This is a genomic window from Rudaea sp. (assembly GCF_036383415.1).
In the GTDB taxonomy this organism is placed as follows: domain Bacteria; phylum Pseudomonadota; class Gammaproteobacteria; order Xanthomonadales; family Rhodanobacteraceae; genus Rudaea.
Genome location: NZ_DASVOK010000207.1, coordinates 1 through 15,165, shown reverse-complemented (window position 1 = coordinate 15,165; position 15,165 = coordinate 1). Strand labels below are relative to the sequence as shown.

Sequence of the window (15,165 nt, the reverse complement as noted above, 5' to 3'; positions counted from 1 at the left end):
GCGCTGGCACAGGTCGGCGCGACCGCCGAAGCCACTGCGGCGCGCAGCGCTGAGGTACAAGCACGCGACGCCCTGCTCGACGCCGCGCCCGCGGACGCGCGCGCCGTGTTCGGGCACTATCTCGACACCATTGCGCGCCGGGAGGCGGGACGTGAAGGGAGCTGATTCGATCCAGCCACAAGCGACGCCAGACGGCATCGAGGCGCTCAATCTGCGCCTTGCCGAACTGATGCACCGGCACAGCGAACTGTTCGACCGCCTGCGCGCCGACCAGCAGCACTTCGCCCAACTCGCCCGCTCGGTGTGGCGCGTGCAGGAAGACGAACGCCGCCGCCTCGCGCGTGAGTTGCACGACGGCATCGGCCAGAATCTCGCCGCGTTGATTCACCAATTGCGCGCCGCCGCGAACGCAGTGCCGGCGAACGCCGCGACGACGTCGGCCGCGCTCGCCGCGCTCGACCAGGCGCAGAATCTCGCCCAATCCACACTCGAGGACACGCGCGCGTTGTCGCGCCTGCTGCGCCCCCAGATTCTCGACGATCTCGGCCTCGAACCCGCGCTGCGTTGGCTGGCGCGCACGCTGGGCGCGGCACCGGGATTGCGTATCCGCGTCAACATCGATCCGCTGCCGGACAAGCTCGATGCCGATGTCGCCACGTTGGTGTTCCGCGCCGCACAGGAATCGCTCGGCAACGTGATCAAACATGCCCAAGCCACGCAGGCGACGCTGGCGCTGCATTGCGATTCGACGCAACTGACGCTGCTGGTCGACGACGACGGTCGCGGCTGCGACCCCGCCGCCGCACTCGCGGCCGGCTCGCGCGGTGAAAGCACCGGTCTGGGCGGGATGCGTGATCGCGTGCGCTTGTTCGGCGGCAGCTTCGCGTTGCGTTCGAACCCCGGCGCCGGCTGCACGATCACCCTGCGACTGCCGATGCAATCCTCATGATCCGCACGCTCATCGCCGACGACCACAACCTCGTGCGCGAAAGCCTCGTCTCGGTGCTGCGCGCGAGCGGCGAATGCGCGATCGTCGCCGAGGCAGCCGACGGTGTCGAGGCGCTGGAGCAAGCGCTCAGGCTCAAGCCCGACGTGGTCATCGTCGACATCTCCATGCCGCGGCTCAACGGGCTGGAAGTGGTGCGCCGCCTCGTCGCCGAACTGCCACACACGCACACGCTCGTGCTAACCATGCACGAGGAAGACGAATATGTGCTGCACGCGGTGCGTGCGGGCGCGCGCGGCTACCTGCTCAAGCACGCCGCGACGGCGGAATTGATCGCGGCGGTGAAGACACTCGCCGCAGGCGGAACGTTCTTCGGGCCGCAGGCGGCCAAGGCGTTGGCCGCGCAGGTGCACCATCCCGAGCGCGACATCGACGATCCCTATGGCACGCTGTCCTCGCGCGAGCGCGAGGTGTTCCATCTGATCGTCGACGGCCTGACCACCAAGGAAATCGCGCGCAAGCTCGACATCAGCGCCAAGACCGCCGAGAACCATCGCTCGCGCATCCTCGACAAGCTCGGCGTGCGCAATTCGGTGGAGTTGATGCGCTACGCGGCGCGCAAGCATTTGCTGGACTGAGCGTACGCGGCGCGTTTGCGGCACAATATCGTGACTCGCAATCGCCATGAGCGTGCTGCATGTCAGACCTTCTCGCCAAACTCTATCCCGATCATCTCGCCACGCTGAAGCAGCGCAGCGACGCGGCGCTCGCGCGCAGCGGCCTCGATCATCTCGTCATCGCCGCTGGCCAGCCGCGCATCCAGTTTCTCGACGACCGCCCGTATCCGTTCGCGGTCAATCCGCATTTCAAGCACTGGCTGCCGGTGACCAAGGCGCCGGGCTCGTGGATTGTCTACACGCCGGGGCAACGGCCCCAACTGATCTACCTGCAGCCGCACGACTACTGGCATGTCGTGCCCGATGCGCCGGCCGGCTACTGGGTCGAGCATTTTGATATCGCGATCGTCCGCGAGGCCGGCGAAGCTGCCGCGCATTTGCCGAAAGACATCGCGGGCTGTGCGATCATCGGCGAAGACAATGCCGCGGTCGGCGGCTACGTGCCGAACAACCCCGAGAGCGTGCTCAATTACCTGCATTGGTACCGCGCATACAAGACGGACTATGAACTCGGCATGATGCGCGTCGCCTCCAAGCTCGGCGTGCGCGCGCATCGTGCGGCGGAAGCCGCATTCCGCAACGGCGCGAGCGAATACGACATCAACACGGCCTATCTCAACGCCGTACACGAGACCGAGAACGAGCTTCCCTACACCAACATCATTGCGCTGAACCAGCACGGCGCGGTGCTGCACTACACTGATCTCAACCGCGCACCTCCGGCGCACTCGAACTCGTTCGTGATCGACGCAGGCGCAAGCTTCCACGGCTATGCCTCCGACATCACGCGTACCTATGCCTCGAAGCAAGCCGGAGAATTCCAGGCGCTGATCGACGCGGTCGATGTGGCGCAAAAAGGATTTGTGGAAAAAGTACAAAAAGGAACAAATTACGCCGATCTGCATGTGCATGCGCACCACGTCCTCGCCGGCATCCTGCGCGAGCAGGGCTTCATCCGCATGAGTGCCGAAGCGGCCGTGGCCTCGGGCGTGTCGGGCGTGTTCTTCCCGCATGGGTTGGGCCATCCGATCGGCCTGCAAGTACACGACGTCGGCGGCTTTCAGAAGGACGAAAGCGGCGGCACGATTGCGAAGCCGCCGGGTCATCCTTACCTGCGCATGACGCGCACGTTGGAGCCGCGCATGGTCGTGACGATCGAGCCCGGCTTGTATTTCATCGACCTGCTGCTGGCCGAATTGAAGGCGAAGCCTGAGGCGAAGGACATTGCCTGGGACAAGGTCGACCACTTCCGCCAGTACGGCGGTATCCGCATCGAAGATGACGTAGCCTGCGGCGAGACCGTGCCGGAAAACCTGACGCGTGACGCGTTCGCGGTGGCCTGACCGCTGCACAAAGAATCCCGCGCTCGCTTACGTTCGTTTACCGCGCCGCGGTAAACGGCGCGCGGGCGGCGGCGTTGTATCCGCTGTGGCCATCGCCACCCTTTCCACAACGGAGAACACCATGTCACGCATCTGCTCTTTCACCCTGCTCGCCGCGCTGGCAGTGGCGCCGTTCGCCGCGTTCGCGCAGTCGAGCGACACGAACTCTGCCGCCACGACCGCCGCGCATCCCTCGCCGTTCGCCCACATGCTGAAGAAGATGGATAGCGACGGCGACGGCAAGATCTCGTCGGCGGAATTCCAGGCCGCGGCCGCGGCACGTTTTGCCGCGATCGATACCCAGGGCACCGGCAAGATCACGGCCGCGCAGATCGCCGCCGCACACGGCGCCGGCGAGCGCGGCGAGAAATTCGCCGACCGCGAAGTGGCCAAGATCGGCAGCGACGGCACGATCACCAGGGACCAGTACCTCACCGCGGCGCAGGCGCGCTTCGCCAAGCTCGACAAGAACGGCGACGGCTTCCTCACTGCCGACGAAGTGCCGGCCGGCCGCTGGGCGCACAAGGACGGCGCGCAGCCCAAATAACAGCAAGCAGAAAACAACTTCCAGCCCGGGGCCGCGCAAGCGGCCCTTTTTTCACTCCGTCAAACGGCAGGTTTGTCACAAGCGATCGCGGTTTCGTCGCAGACCGCATTACATCCGCGATGCGCGCGGCTATGCTGCGCCCCAATCGGTTTCGATGGAACTTCGCGGTCATGGCAGGTCTTCTCTTCATCGGGCGCACGGCGCTGGTCTGGTTCATCGCGGCACTGGCCGTGACGGCGCTGTGGCACATCATCGGCTTCCCACACATCCGCCCGCTCGACTGGCTGTTTGCAGTCGCGGTCATCGGCTTCGTGACTACGAAGATCATCCATGCGATCGCGCACCTGCGCCGCGTGCAACTGATCAAGGGACGCATCGATGCGGACGCGCTGAGCCAGCGCCAGCGCCGCCAGATCGAGATTCCGTTCGACACCGCCGAAGCCTTCGCGATCGTCGATGCGTCGATCCGCGAACTGCCGAACGTCAGCATCGACGAAAGCACGCGCGACAGCCTCAACCTGCGCGCGCACATCGAAAAGCCGGTCGCGCCCAAGGCTTATGTGTTCGCCGGCATCGACTTCGGTTTCCTCGTCGTGCGCCGCCACCAGATTCTCGCCACGCTGACGCCGGCAAACGGCACCAGCAGCGCGCTGCTGATCTGCGAGGCGGCAGGCGGCATCTTCAGCGACTGGCTGCAGTTCGACGATGGCTCCAACCTCGAAAACGCGGAAGCGCTGACGCGCGCGATCACGCGCCGCATCGCCGAGCGCCGGCGCGGCGAACAGGCCAGCGCGCAGCAGACCAGCACGGAGAAGGAACTCGCTGTGGCCAAGCTCAATCTGCTGCACGCGCAGATCGAGCCGCATTTCCTCTACAACACCCTGGCGAACGCGCAGATCCTCACGCGCACCGATCCCGCGCGCGCCGATGAAATGCTCGGCAACCTCATCGCCTATCTGCGCTCTTCCATGCCGCGCCCCGAGAACGCGCCGTCCACGCTCGGCGAGGAACTCGAGCGCTCGCGCGCCTATCTGGAAATCCTGCGCATCCGCATGGGTGATCGGCTCAAGCTGCAGATCGAAGTGCCGGAAAGTCTCAAGCCTGCGGCGTTTCCGGCGATGATGCTGCAAACCCTGGTCGAGAACGCGATCAAGCACGGCCTCGAACCGAAGTACGGCGGCGGCACGATCTGGATTCTCGCGCGCGAGAACGCGGGTCAGCTCACCGTCACCGTCGCCGACGACGGCCAGGGCTTCAACGCGCAATCGAGCGGCACGGGCATCGGCCTGAAGAACGTGCGCGAACGCCTGAAGCTCGCCTACGGCACGGCGGCATCGTTCGTGATCGCGGCGAACTTCCCCAACGGCGTCGCCGCGACGATCAACGTGCCGATTTCGACGGACGCGGCTGCAACGGGAGCGAACCATGCCTAAGTGCATCCTTGCCGAAGACGAACCGCTGCTGCGCGAGTCGCTCGTCGGCCTGCTGCGCGAAACCTGGCCGCAGCTCGACATCGTCGCCGAGTGCGAGGATGGCGGCGAGGCGCTGGAAGCAATCGCCGAGCACCAGCCCGACGTCGCCTTCCTAGATATCCGCATGCCGGGCCTGACCGGCCTCGAAGTCGCCGCGGCCAGCGCGGACGCGAGCCCGCAAACGCAGATCGTTTTCGTCACCGCCTACAACCAGTACGCGATCGATGCGTTCGACAAGGGCGCGGTCGATTACCTGCTCAAGCCGATCGCCCGCGATCGCCTCGCCGCAACCGTCGCGCGCCTGCAGGCACGCAGCGCGCGCGACGCCGGTGCGCTTGCCGCGGTCATCCGCCAACTCGGCATCGTGCCGCAGGTCGTCGACAAGCCGCCGCTGGTCTGGATCACTGCGAGCGCGGGCAAGGAAACCAAGCTCATCCTTGTCGACGACGTCGCCTATTTCCAGGCTGACAACAAGTACACGGTCGTGATGACCAAGGATGGCGAAGCGCTGTTGCGCACGCCGATCCGCGAGTTGCTCGGCCTGCTCGATCCGACTGTGTTCAAGCAGATTCACCGCGCGACCATCGTCAACCTCAAGGCGATCGCGTCGATCGTGCGCGACGACACCGGCCGCGGCACGGTGAAGCTGAAGACGCGGCCGGAGACGCTGACCGTCAGCCAGCCGTTCATGACCCTGTTCCGTTCGATGTAACGCTCCCCACCGAGATCCGACCATGCGCCCGATACTTCTCATCGCCACGCTGCCCCTGATTCTCGCCGGCTGCAACTATGCGCCCAGCACTTCGATCACCACGACGACGGTCAACGGCATCGACGTGCTCGACTCGGCGATCCGCGAATCGACGCCCGGCATTACCCAGTTCGCGTGCAACGAAAGCGCGAGCGGCCATTGCTACTACGCGGTGTTCACGAGCGACTGCCACGACGACGGCAAGGACGCGCGCGCGAGTACCTGCACGACGCACCGCATCGCCGATTTCGCCCTGGCCAAGGGCGAATCGAAGTCGCTGAACGGCCTGCCCGCCAGCTACAAGCACTGCGTCGCGCGCACGACACCGGTTCCGCCGTATTGCGCGAGCGCTCCGCAGAGCTGATCCGCGCCGCGCCAGGCCGCCTTGGAGCTTTTGCTCCAGCCAATCGGGTAAAATCGCCTTCCCCTCCGCTACGCCTGCGTACGGAAACCTCAAGGGAAGTCAGCACTCGATGAAAATTCTTGTCGGCTACAAGCGCGTCGTCGATTACAACGTGCGCATCCAGGTCAAGCCGGACGGTTCCGGCGTGGTCACCGACGGCGTCAAGCTGTCGGCGAATCCGTTCGACGACATCGCGCTCGAAGAAGCGCTGCGCCTGCGCGAGAAAGGTATCGCGAGCGAAGTCGTCGTCGCCACGATCGCGCCGGCCGACGCGCAGGCGCATCTGCGCAACGGCCTCGCGATGGGTGCGAACCGCGCGATCCATGTCGTCACCGGCGATACTGTGCAGCCGCTGACCGCGGCGCGCGTGTTCCTCAAGCTGATCGAGAAGGAACAGCCGCAGATCGTGATCCTCGGCAAGCAGGCGATCGACGACGACTGCAACCAGACCGGACAGATGCTCGCCGCGCTGTGGAACCGCCCGCAGGCGACGTTCGCCTCGAAGGTCGAAGTGAATGGCAACGCGGCCAAGGTCACGCGCGAAGTCGATGCAGGCCTCGAAACGATCGAAGTCGACCTGCCGGCTGTGATCACGACCGACCTGCGCCTCAACGAGCCGCGCTTCATCAAGCTGCCCGACATCATGAAGGCCAAGGCCAAGCCGCTCGAGACGCTGCAACTGGCTGATCTCGGCGTCGCCCAGGGCGATACGCTGAAGACGACGAACTACGCGCCGCCGGCCAAGCGCAGCAAGGGCGTGATGGTGAAGGATGCCGCCGAACTCGTCGCGGCGCTGAAGACGAAGGGGTTGCTGTAATGAGCAAAGTTCTGATCATTGCCGAACATCTCAACGGCAAACTCAATGCCAGCACCGCGCGTTGCGTGAGCTGCGCGCAGGCGATCAAGGCCGATGCGATCGACGTGCTCGTGCTTGCCGATGCGCCCGATGCCATCGCCGCCGAGGCAGCGAAGATCGCCGGCGTGTCGAAGGTGCTGACCATCGCCAATCCGGCCAACGCGCATGCGCTCGCCGCAGTCTACGCACCGCAGATTGTCGAAGTCGCGAAGAATGGCTACACGCACGTGCTCGCGCCGTCGACCACGTTCGGCAAGGACGTCGCCCCGCGTGTCGCCGCGTTGCTCGGCGTCGCCCAGGTCAGCGACATCATGAGCGTGATCGACGCGCACACGTTCACGCGTCCGATCTATGCGGGCAACGCGATCGTCACGGTGCAGGCGCCGGCCGATCAGATTCTCGTCGCGACTGTGCGCACGGCCTCGTGGCCGGCCGCAGCCAATGGCGGCAACGCGCCGGTTGAAGCGCTGAGCGTCAACGCTGAACTGCCGACGCATACGCGCTTCGTCGAGCTCGCACAAGGCTCGAGCGAACGTCCGGACCTGCAGAGCGCCTCCAAGGTCGTCTCGGGTGGCCGCGGCGTCGGCTCGGCGGAGAACTTCGCGATCATTTTCAAGCTCGCCGACAAGCTCGGCGCGGCGGTCGGCGCCTCGCGCGCCGCGGTCGACGCGGGCTATGTGCCCAGCGACCTGCAAGTCGGCCAGACCGGCAAGATCATCGCGCCGGAGCTGTACATGGCAATCGGCATCTCGGGTGCGATCCAGCACCTGACCGGAATCAAGGACGCCGGCACGATCGTGGCGATCAACAAGGACGGCGAAGCGCCAATCTTCGAGATCGCCGACATCGGCCTTGTTGGTGATTTGTTCAAGATCATCCCCGAACTCGAAGCGGCACTCGGCTAACGGGCGAATGACACAATTTTGATGCGGATCACTGCGGATATGGGAAGATGAACGCAGATGCCGCGGAAGCCGGAGTCGGTTTTCGCGCTTTGTGCGCGCTGATCCGCGTCAAAAAGCCCCACGTTTCTCCGCTCGTCACACCGAATCCGGTGTGCTGATTTATAATTGGCTCTCGCGCAGTCACTGCAGAGGGAACGCCGCTTGAATACGCAACGCCCCATCTGGGAACCGAGCAAGGAACGCATCGAGCGCGCCAACCTGTCCCGCTTCATCCGCTTCGTGCAAACCGAGTACAAGGCGCAAGTCGAGGACTATTACAGCCTTTACGACTATTCGATCCGCCAGCCGGAGGCGTTCTGGCGCGCGGTGTGGGAATTTTGCGGCATCCGCACCTCGGGCGACTTCGATCAGGTGCTCGTCGACGGCGACAGGATGCCCGGTGCGCGCTGGTTCCCCGGCGTGCGCCTGAACTTCGCGCAGAACCTGTTGCGCTACAAGGACGACCGTGTCGCCCTGATCGCGCGCAACGAGTGGGGTCACAAGCGCGAATTCACCTACACGCAACTGCATGAGGAAGTCGGCAAGCTCGCGCATGCGTTGCGCGAAGCCGGCGTCGTTGCCGGCGATCGCGTCGCGGGCTTCATGCCGAACATTCCCGAGACCGTGATCGCGATGCTCGCGGCCACCTCGCTCGGCGCGACGTGGTCGTCGTGCTCGCCCGACTTCGGTATCAACGGCGTGGTCGACCGCTTCGGCCAGATCGCACCGAAGGTGCTGTTCACTGCGGACGCCTATCCCTACGGCGGCAAGAGTTTCGACTGCTTGGCCAAGATCCGCGACGTGCTCGCGCAGATTCCGTCGGTCGAGAAACTCGTCGTCGTGCCGTATTCGGGCGCGGCGTTCAAGCTTGACGGCATCGCCAATGCAGTCGCGTGGCCGGATTTCCTCGGCGACGAAGCACGCGAACTTGAATTCACGCCGACCGCGTTCGACCACCCACTCTACGTGATGTATTCCTCCGGCACCACCGGCGTGCCGAAGTGCATCGTGCACGGCGCCGGCGGCACGCTGATCCAGCACCTGAAGGAGCTCGTGCTGCACACCGACCTCAAGCGCGAAGACAAGATCTTCTATTACACCACCTGCGGCTGGATGATGTGGAACTGGCTCGTGTCGAGCCTTGCGGTCGGCGCGACGCTCGTGCTTTACGATGGCTCGCCCTCGCATCCCGACGCAAACGCGCTGTGGGATCTGATCGACGAGGTCGGCATCAGCGTATTCGGCACGAGCGCGAAGTGGATCGCGGCGAGCGAGAAGGCCGGCGTCAAGCCGCGCGAGTCGCACAAGCTGACGACGCTGAAGACCATTCTCTCGACCGGCTCGCCGCTCGCAGACGAGAGCTTCGACTACGTCTACCGCGACGTGAAGGAGCGCTTGCTGCTTGCCTCGATCTCCGGCGGCACCGACATCGTCTCCTGCTTCGCGCTCGGCAATCCGCTGCTGCCTGTTTATCGCGGCGAACTGCAGTGCCGCGGCCTCGGCCTGAAAGTGGAAATTCTCGACGACGACGGCAAGCCACTGCGCGGAGAGAAGGGCGAACTGGCCTGCACCGCGCCGTTCCCGTGCATGCCGGTCGGTTTCTGGGGCGATGTCGACGGTTCGAAGTATAAAAATGCGTATTTTTCCAAAGTGGAAAATGTCTGGTGCCACGGTGACCACGCATTGCTGACCGAGCACGACGGCATCGTCATCTACGGCCGCTCCGATGCCGTGCTCAATCCGGGCGGCGTGCGTATCGGCACCGCAGAAATATATCGCCAAGTCGAGCAGCTGCCCGAGGTGCTCGAGTCGATCGCGGTCGGCCAGGAGTGGGACAGCGACGTGCGCGTGATCCTGTTCGTGCGCCTGCGCGAGGGTTTCACGCTCGACGACAAGCTGCGCGAACGGATCAAGAAACAGATCCGCGCGAACACGACGCCGCGGCACGTGCCGGCGAAGATCCTCCAGGTCGCCGACATCCCGCGCACGATCTCGGGCAAGATCACCGAGATCGCGGTGCGCGAGACGATCCACGGACGTCCGGTCAAGAATACCGATGCGCTGGCCAATCCGCAGGCACTGAAATTGTTCGAGGCATTGCGCCCGCAACTGCAGGAAATGCCCTCGTAATGGAATTCATCGCTGGGGCGGAGGATTGGCTCGCCCGACGAAACTGGGCAGCCTGGTTCCTGGCCTTCACGGCATCGGCATTCGTTCTGGCCTTGCGCGCACCGGACAGCCTTGTCCATCCGCAATTCTGGGCAGAAGACGGGAGTGTATTCTTCGCCGATCAGCTGCATCACGGCGCTCCTCGGCTGTTCCTGCCCTACGCGGGGTACCTGCTTCTGATTCCGCGCACGGTTGCATGGATCGCGTCAGCTTTCTCGGCCTTCTACGCACCGGCCATCTACAGTTACTCCGCCCTTCTCATTGGCGCGGCGAGCATCGCCAGCCTGCGCGAGATGCGCCTGGGCCTCGGTGGCTTTGCCTTCCTGCTCGCACCTTTCGCATTGACGCCCACGAACGGCGAGGTATTCGGAACTCTGACGAATGTGCAGTGGTTCACCCAGTTCTATGAAATCGTCGTGGTCAGCCGCTTCATCGATGGCAGGCCGCCGGCAAGCACTTGGCGCGCGGGGGCGGCGACGATCTTCGCCGGGTTGACCGGTCCGTTCTGCGTGTTCGCCTCTGCAGCCGCCGCGATCGGCTGGCTTTGGATCTGGCGCGTCGAACAGCGTGGTGCCTCCTCGCCGTGGTCGCGATTGCGTTCGCCCGCTGCTTATGGCGTCGGAATCCTGATGCTATGCAGCTTCCTCCAGTTGTGGGTGATGCGAAACGGTGCTGAGGATACGCATGCCACGTTTGCGCAGTGGATCGGCGGTGTCGATACCATGTTCGCAGCGCTGCAATCCCATTTCTTCGGCCACAGGCTGATGCCGGACAGCGTTTTCCTTGCGCTCGTGACGATCGTCGTCGCGGCCTGCCTGATCTGGATTCCGAGCGCCGGCGGAGACCGTGCCACCCTTGCCTGCATCCTTGTATTCGTTCTCGCCGGCTTTCTCGCCGCTGGCATCAAAGCCCACAACCCGGCCCTGATCTGGACGGAAATCGTTTTCGGCGATCGCTACTTCTTCGCAGCCAAGATATTCATATGGTGGTGCGTGGCCGCTGCGCTTGCACTAATTTGGCGTCGCGGCTCCGGCATCCGACTCGCAACGCTTACGCTGTTGCTCGGCGCCAGTGTCGTTTACGCAAATGCCTCGCTGCAGCGCATGCCCATGCAGAACAAGAACTGGGGGCAATTCGCAAGACAGATCGACAACGGCGAGGCGGTGACAGTCCCCATCAATCCGAATTGGCAAATGAGTTTGCCGGCACGCAAACCGCCGTCATTCGAGCAATGAAGACTACTGCCAGCGGTGCACTCAGGATCGATAGCGCTGGAGCGGCCGCCCCAACTCTTGCCGGAATCCAGTGGCCTTCAAGCCGGAAATCACTCGGGCACACGATCGTCGTTTAGAATTGCACGAACCCCAAGACTTCGCCTCGCGCGCATGCACGACCAGGCCTTTCCTCTCTGCGTCGATCTCGACGGCACCTTGATCCGCTCTGACCTGCTGATCGAGTCGACACTCGGGCTCGTGCGGCGCAACCCGCTCAACATCCTGCGCTGCGGCGTTTGGCTGCTGCGCGGCAAGGCGGCAATGAAACGCGAGATCGCCGCCCGCAGCGAAATCGATGTTGCCCTGCTGCCCTATGACGAACGTGTCATCGCGCGGTTGCGCGAGTCGACTCGGCACCGCGTGCTCTGCACTGCTTCCGACCGCAAATACGCGGAGGCCGTCGCCGCGCACGTCGGCGTGTTCGATGAGGTGATCGCCAGCGACGGCGAGCACAATCTTGCCGGCACGGACAAGGCGCACGCGCTCGTCGAACGCTACGGCGAACGTGGCTTCGACTATGCCGGCAACGCCACGCCGGATCTCAAAGTGTGGCGTTCCGCACGGCGCGCGATCGTCGTCAACGCCTCCGATGGTCTCGCGGCGAGTGCTGCCGCAGTAACCCAAGTCGATGAGGTGCTGCCGCGCGAAGGCGGTGGCCTGCACGCGTGGTTCAAGGCACTGCGCCTGCACCAGTGGTTGAAGAACCTGCTCGTGTTCCTGCCGCTGCTCGCCTCGCACAAGCTGTTCCAGCTCGACGCGGCGTTGCTGTCGCTGCTTGCCTTCATGGCGTTCGGCCTGTGCGCGTCGGGCGTGTATGTACTCAACGATCTGCTCGATCTCGAGTCCGATCGCACTCATCCGCGCAAGCGCCTGCGCCCGTTCGCGGCCGGCACATTGCCGCTCGCATCGGGCCTCGTCGCCGCGCCGCTGCTGACGATCGCCGCATTCGTGCTGGCGCTCGCGGTCGGGGTGAAATTCGCGCTCGTACTGTTCGGTTATTGGTTGCTGACGCTAGCCTATTCGTTCCGCCTCAAGCGCATCGCGATGCTCGATACCGTCGTGCTCGCCGCGCTCTACACCGTGCGCATCATCGCCGGCACGGCGGCGATCCATTCGGCGCTGTCGTTCTGGCTGCTCGCGTTCTCGATGTTCCTGTTCCTGAGCCTGGCCCTGGTCAAGCGCTACACCGAGCTGCAGAGCCTGGTTCAGCAAGGCCGCAATCGCACCGATGGACGCGGCTATGAAGTGGATGATCTCGGCCTCATCGCCTCGCTCGGCGGCTCCAGCGGCTATCTCGCCGTGCTCGTGCTCGCGCTGTACATCAACAGCTCGGCGAGCGAAGTGTTGTACCGGCACCAACAGGTGCTGTGGCTGCTGTGCCCGTTGCTGCTGTACTGGGTCAGCCGGGTCTGGTTCAAGGCGCACCGCGGTCTGATGGACGACGATCCGATCGTGTTCGCACTGACCGATTACGTCAGCCGCGTCGTGCTTGCGCTGTGCGCTGTCGTGATCGTCGCGGCGATCTGATGTCTGCGGTCGGTACATCCTGGGGCCGCTATCCGCATGCGCGGCAGGCCGTCGTGCCGCTGCATTGGCGTGACGCGGCGCTGCCAGCAAGCGAAGGCAGCGTGCTCGCCTACGGCAACGGCCGCAGCTATGGCGACGTCTGTCTCAACGACGGCGGCACGCTGCTGCACACGCGCGGGCTCGATCGCTACATCGCCTTCGATCCGGCGACCGGCATCCTGCGCTGCGAGGCCGGCGTATTGTTCGCCGACATCCTCGACTTCGCCGTGCCGCGGGGCTGGTTCCTGCCGGTGACGCCGGGCACGCGCTTCGTCACCGTCGGCGGTGCGATTGCCAACGACGTGCACGGCAAGAACCATCACGGCGCCGGCACGTTCGGCGAGCACCTGCTGCGCTTCGAGCTGCTGCGCTCGGACGGCACGCGCATCGAATGCAGTCCGACACAAAATGTGGATTTGTATACCGCAACGATCGGCGGCCTCGGCCTGACCGGCGTCATCGTGTGGGCGGAGTTTGGCCTGTTGCGCATCGCCAGTCCCTGGATGGCGCAGGAAACGCAGCGCTTCGCCAATCTCCGCGAATTCTTTGCCTTGTCCGCGCAGTCCGAACGCGACTATGCCTACACCGTCGCCTGGATCGACTGCGCCGCGAACGGCGACAGCTTCGGCCGCGGCCTGTTCTTCCGCGCCAATCACGCGCCGGCCTCGGCTGCCGCGCACGCGCCACGGCAGGGGCTACTCACGGTGCCGTTCACGCCGCCGTTCTCGCTGATCAATTCGCTCAGCCTGCGCGCTTTCAACGAGTTGTATTACCGACGAGCACGCGAAGGCAACACAATCGTGCACTATGAGCCGTATTTCTATCCGCTCGATGCGATCGGCGAATGGAACCGCATCTACGGCCCGCGCGGATTGCTGCAATACCAGTGCGTGGTGCCTCCGGAGGCAGCCGAAGCGGCGGTCATCGAACTACTCAAGCGCATCGCGGCAAGCGGCAGCGGCTCGTTCCTCGCCGTACTCAAGGTCTTCGCCGATCGCCCGTCTGCAGGTATACTTTCATTTCCGCGCGCGGGCACGACGCTCGCGCTGGATTTCCCTAACCTCGGCGCGGCGACGTTTTCGCTGCTCGATCGGCTCGACGACATCGTCGCCGCAGCCGGTGGCGCCGTATATCCGGCCAAGGACGCGCGCCTGAGCGGCCTGCGCTTTCGCCAATATTTTCCGCGCTGGCAGTCCATGCTGCCGCAGATCGACCCCAAGTTTTCTTCCGGCTTCTGGCGCCGGGTGATGGAATGAGTCCATGAGAAAAATCCTGATCATCGGAGCGACCTCGGCGATCGCCGAAGCCACCGCGCGCATCTTCGCCACACGCGGCGACGCGCTGTTCCTCGTCGCGCGCAATGCCGATCGGCTGCAGGCGATCAAGGCCGATCTCGATGTGCGTGGCGCCGTGCGCAGCGCGACCGCGACGCTCGACGTCGCCGATTTCGCCGCGCACCAGGCGATCATCGACCAGGCCGAGCGCGAGCTCGGCGGCCTCGATACCGTGCTGATCGCGCACGGCACCCTGTCGGACCAGGGCGAATGCGAGAAATCGGTCGCCGCGCTGCGCCGCGAGTTCGACGTCAACGCGTTGTCGACGATGGCGCTGCTGACCACGCTGGCGAACACGTTCGAAGCGCGCAAGGCCGGTACGCTCGCGGTGATTTCCTCGGTCGCCGGCGACCGCGGCCGCCAGAGCAACTATGTCTACGGTTCGGCCAAGGCCGCTGTGACGGCGTTTCTCTCGGGCCTGCGCCAGCGCCTGGCGAAATCCAACGTCGATGTGCTGACGATCAAGCCCGGCTTCGTCGACACGCCGATGACCGCGAACATCGCGAACAAGGGCGCGCTCTGGGCCAAGCCAGATGCGGTCGCCGCGGGCATCGCGCGCGCGATCGACAAGCGCCGCAGCGTCGTTTACCTGCCGTGGTTCTGGTGTCTGATCATGCTTGTGATCAAGCACATTCCGGAGCCGATCTTCAAGAAGCTGAAGCTGTGACGGACCGCATCGCATGATTGCCAAGGATGCAAAAATCGTACTGACCGGCGCGGCCGGTCTGGTCGGGCAGAACCTCGTCGTCGAACTGAAGGCGCAGGGCTACACCAACCTTGTCGCGATCGACAAGCACGAGTACAACCTCGGCATTCTGCGTCAGCTGCATCCCGACGTGCGGGC

The 15,165-nt window shown here is 64.5% G+C and carries 14 protein-coding genes and 2 pseudogenes; all 16 read left to right on the top strand.

Annotation, left to right across the window (positions count from 1 at the left end):
* The first annotated feature begins 151 nt into the window (after positions 1-151).
* Positions 152-949, top strand: a complete 798-nt coding sequence (locus tag VF497_RS08215) for a sensor histidine kinase (protein ID WP_330887537.1) — start codon at positions 152-154, stop codon at positions 947-949.
* Positions 946-1,584, top strand: a complete 639-nt coding sequence (locus VF497_RS08210) for a response regulator transcription factor (protein WP_330887535.1) — start codon at positions 946-948, stop codon at positions 1,582-1,584. Before VF497_RS08215 ends, VF497_RS08210 begins: the two co-directional genes overlap by 4 nt.
* A 59-nt stretch (positions 1,585-1,643) precedes the next feature.
* Positions 1,644-2,966, top strand: coding sequence for a Xaa-Pro dipeptidase (gene pepQ / locus VF497_RS08205; protein ID WP_330887533.1), 1,323 nt, complete (start codon positions 1,644-1,646; stop codon positions 2,964-2,966).
* Between the two features lie 121 nt (positions 2,967-3,087).
* On the top strand, positions 3,088-3,552 hold the full coding sequence (locus VF497_RS08200) for a hypothetical protein (RefSeq protein ID WP_330887531.1): 465 nt from the start codon (positions 3,088-3,090) through the stop codon (positions 3,550-3,552).
* Between the two features lie 170 nt (positions 3,553-3,722).
* A complete protein-coding gene (locus tag VF497_RS08195) occupies positions 3,723-4,985 on the top strand; it encodes a sensor histidine kinase (RefSeq protein WP_330887529.1) in 1,263 nt (420 codons plus the stop codon).
* Positions 4,978-5,344 (top strand): annotated as a pseudogene (locus tag VF497_RS18525) (LytR/AlgR family response regulator transcription factor); the annotation flags it as partial. The gene VF497_RS08195 and the pseudogene VF497_RS18525, both read left to right, overlap by 8 nt.
* Before the next feature lie 62 nt (positions 5,345-5,406).
* Positions 5,407-5,736 (top strand): annotated as a pseudogene (locus tag VF497_RS18520) (LytTR family DNA-binding domain-containing protein); the annotation flags it as partial.
* Positions 5,737-5,758: 22 nt separating this feature from the next.
* Complete coding sequence (locus VF497_RS08185) at positions 5,759-6,139, top strand: hypothetical protein (RefSeq protein WP_330887525.1); 381 nt, start codon at positions 5,759-5,761, stop codon at positions 6,137-6,139.
* 109 nt (positions 6,140-6,248) lie between these two features.
* The gene (locus VF497_RS08180; RefSeq protein WP_330887523.1) at positions 6,249-6,995 is read left to right on the top strand and encodes an electron transfer flavoprotein subunit beta/FixA family protein; all 747 of its coding nucleotides are present in this window, start codon (positions 6,249-6,251) and stop codon (positions 6,993-6,995) included.
* Complete coding sequence (locus VF497_RS08175) at positions 6,995-7,939, top strand: electron transfer flavoprotein subunit alpha/FixB family protein (protein WP_330887521.1); 945 nt, start codon at positions 6,995-6,997, stop codon at positions 7,937-7,939. The genes VF497_RS08180 and VF497_RS08175 overlap by 1 nt, the downstream gene beginning before the upstream one ends.
* A gap of 201 nt (positions 7,940-8,140) precedes the next feature.
* Positions 8,141-10,108: an acetoacetate--CoA ligase gene (locus VF497_RS08170; RefSeq protein ID WP_330887518.1), complete on the top strand. Its 1,968-nt coding sequence runs from the start codon at positions 8,141-8,143 to the stop codon at positions 10,106-10,108.
* Complete coding sequence (locus tag VF497_RS08165; RefSeq protein ID WP_330887516.1) at positions 10,108-11,382, top strand: hypothetical protein; 1,275 nt, start codon at positions 10,108-10,110, stop codon at positions 11,380-11,382. Before VF497_RS08170 ends, VF497_RS08165 begins: the two co-directional genes overlap by 1 nt.
* A gap of 150 nt (positions 11,383-11,532) precedes the next feature.
* Entirely contained in the window at positions 11,533-12,948 is a 1,416-nt protein-coding gene (locus VF497_RS08160) for a UbiA family prenyltransferase (protein WP_330887514.1), read from the top strand.
* Entirely contained in the window at positions 12,948-14,243 is a 1,296-nt protein-coding gene (locus tag VF497_RS08155) for an FAD-binding oxidoreductase (RefSeq protein WP_330887512.1), read from the top strand. Before VF497_RS08160 ends, VF497_RS08155 begins: the two co-directional genes overlap by 1 nt.
* A 4-nt stretch (positions 14,244-14,247) precedes the next feature.
* Positions 14,248-14,988, top strand: a complete 741-nt coding sequence (locus VF497_RS08150) for an SDR family oxidoreductase (RefSeq protein ID WP_330887510.1) — start codon at positions 14,248-14,250, stop codon at positions 14,986-14,988.
* Positions 14,989-15,001: 13 nt separating this feature from the next.
* A partial coding sequence (locus VF497_RS08145) for an NAD-dependent epimerase/dehydratase family protein (RefSeq protein ID WP_330887539.1) occupies positions 15,002-15,165 on the top strand: 164 nt, incomplete at its 3' end.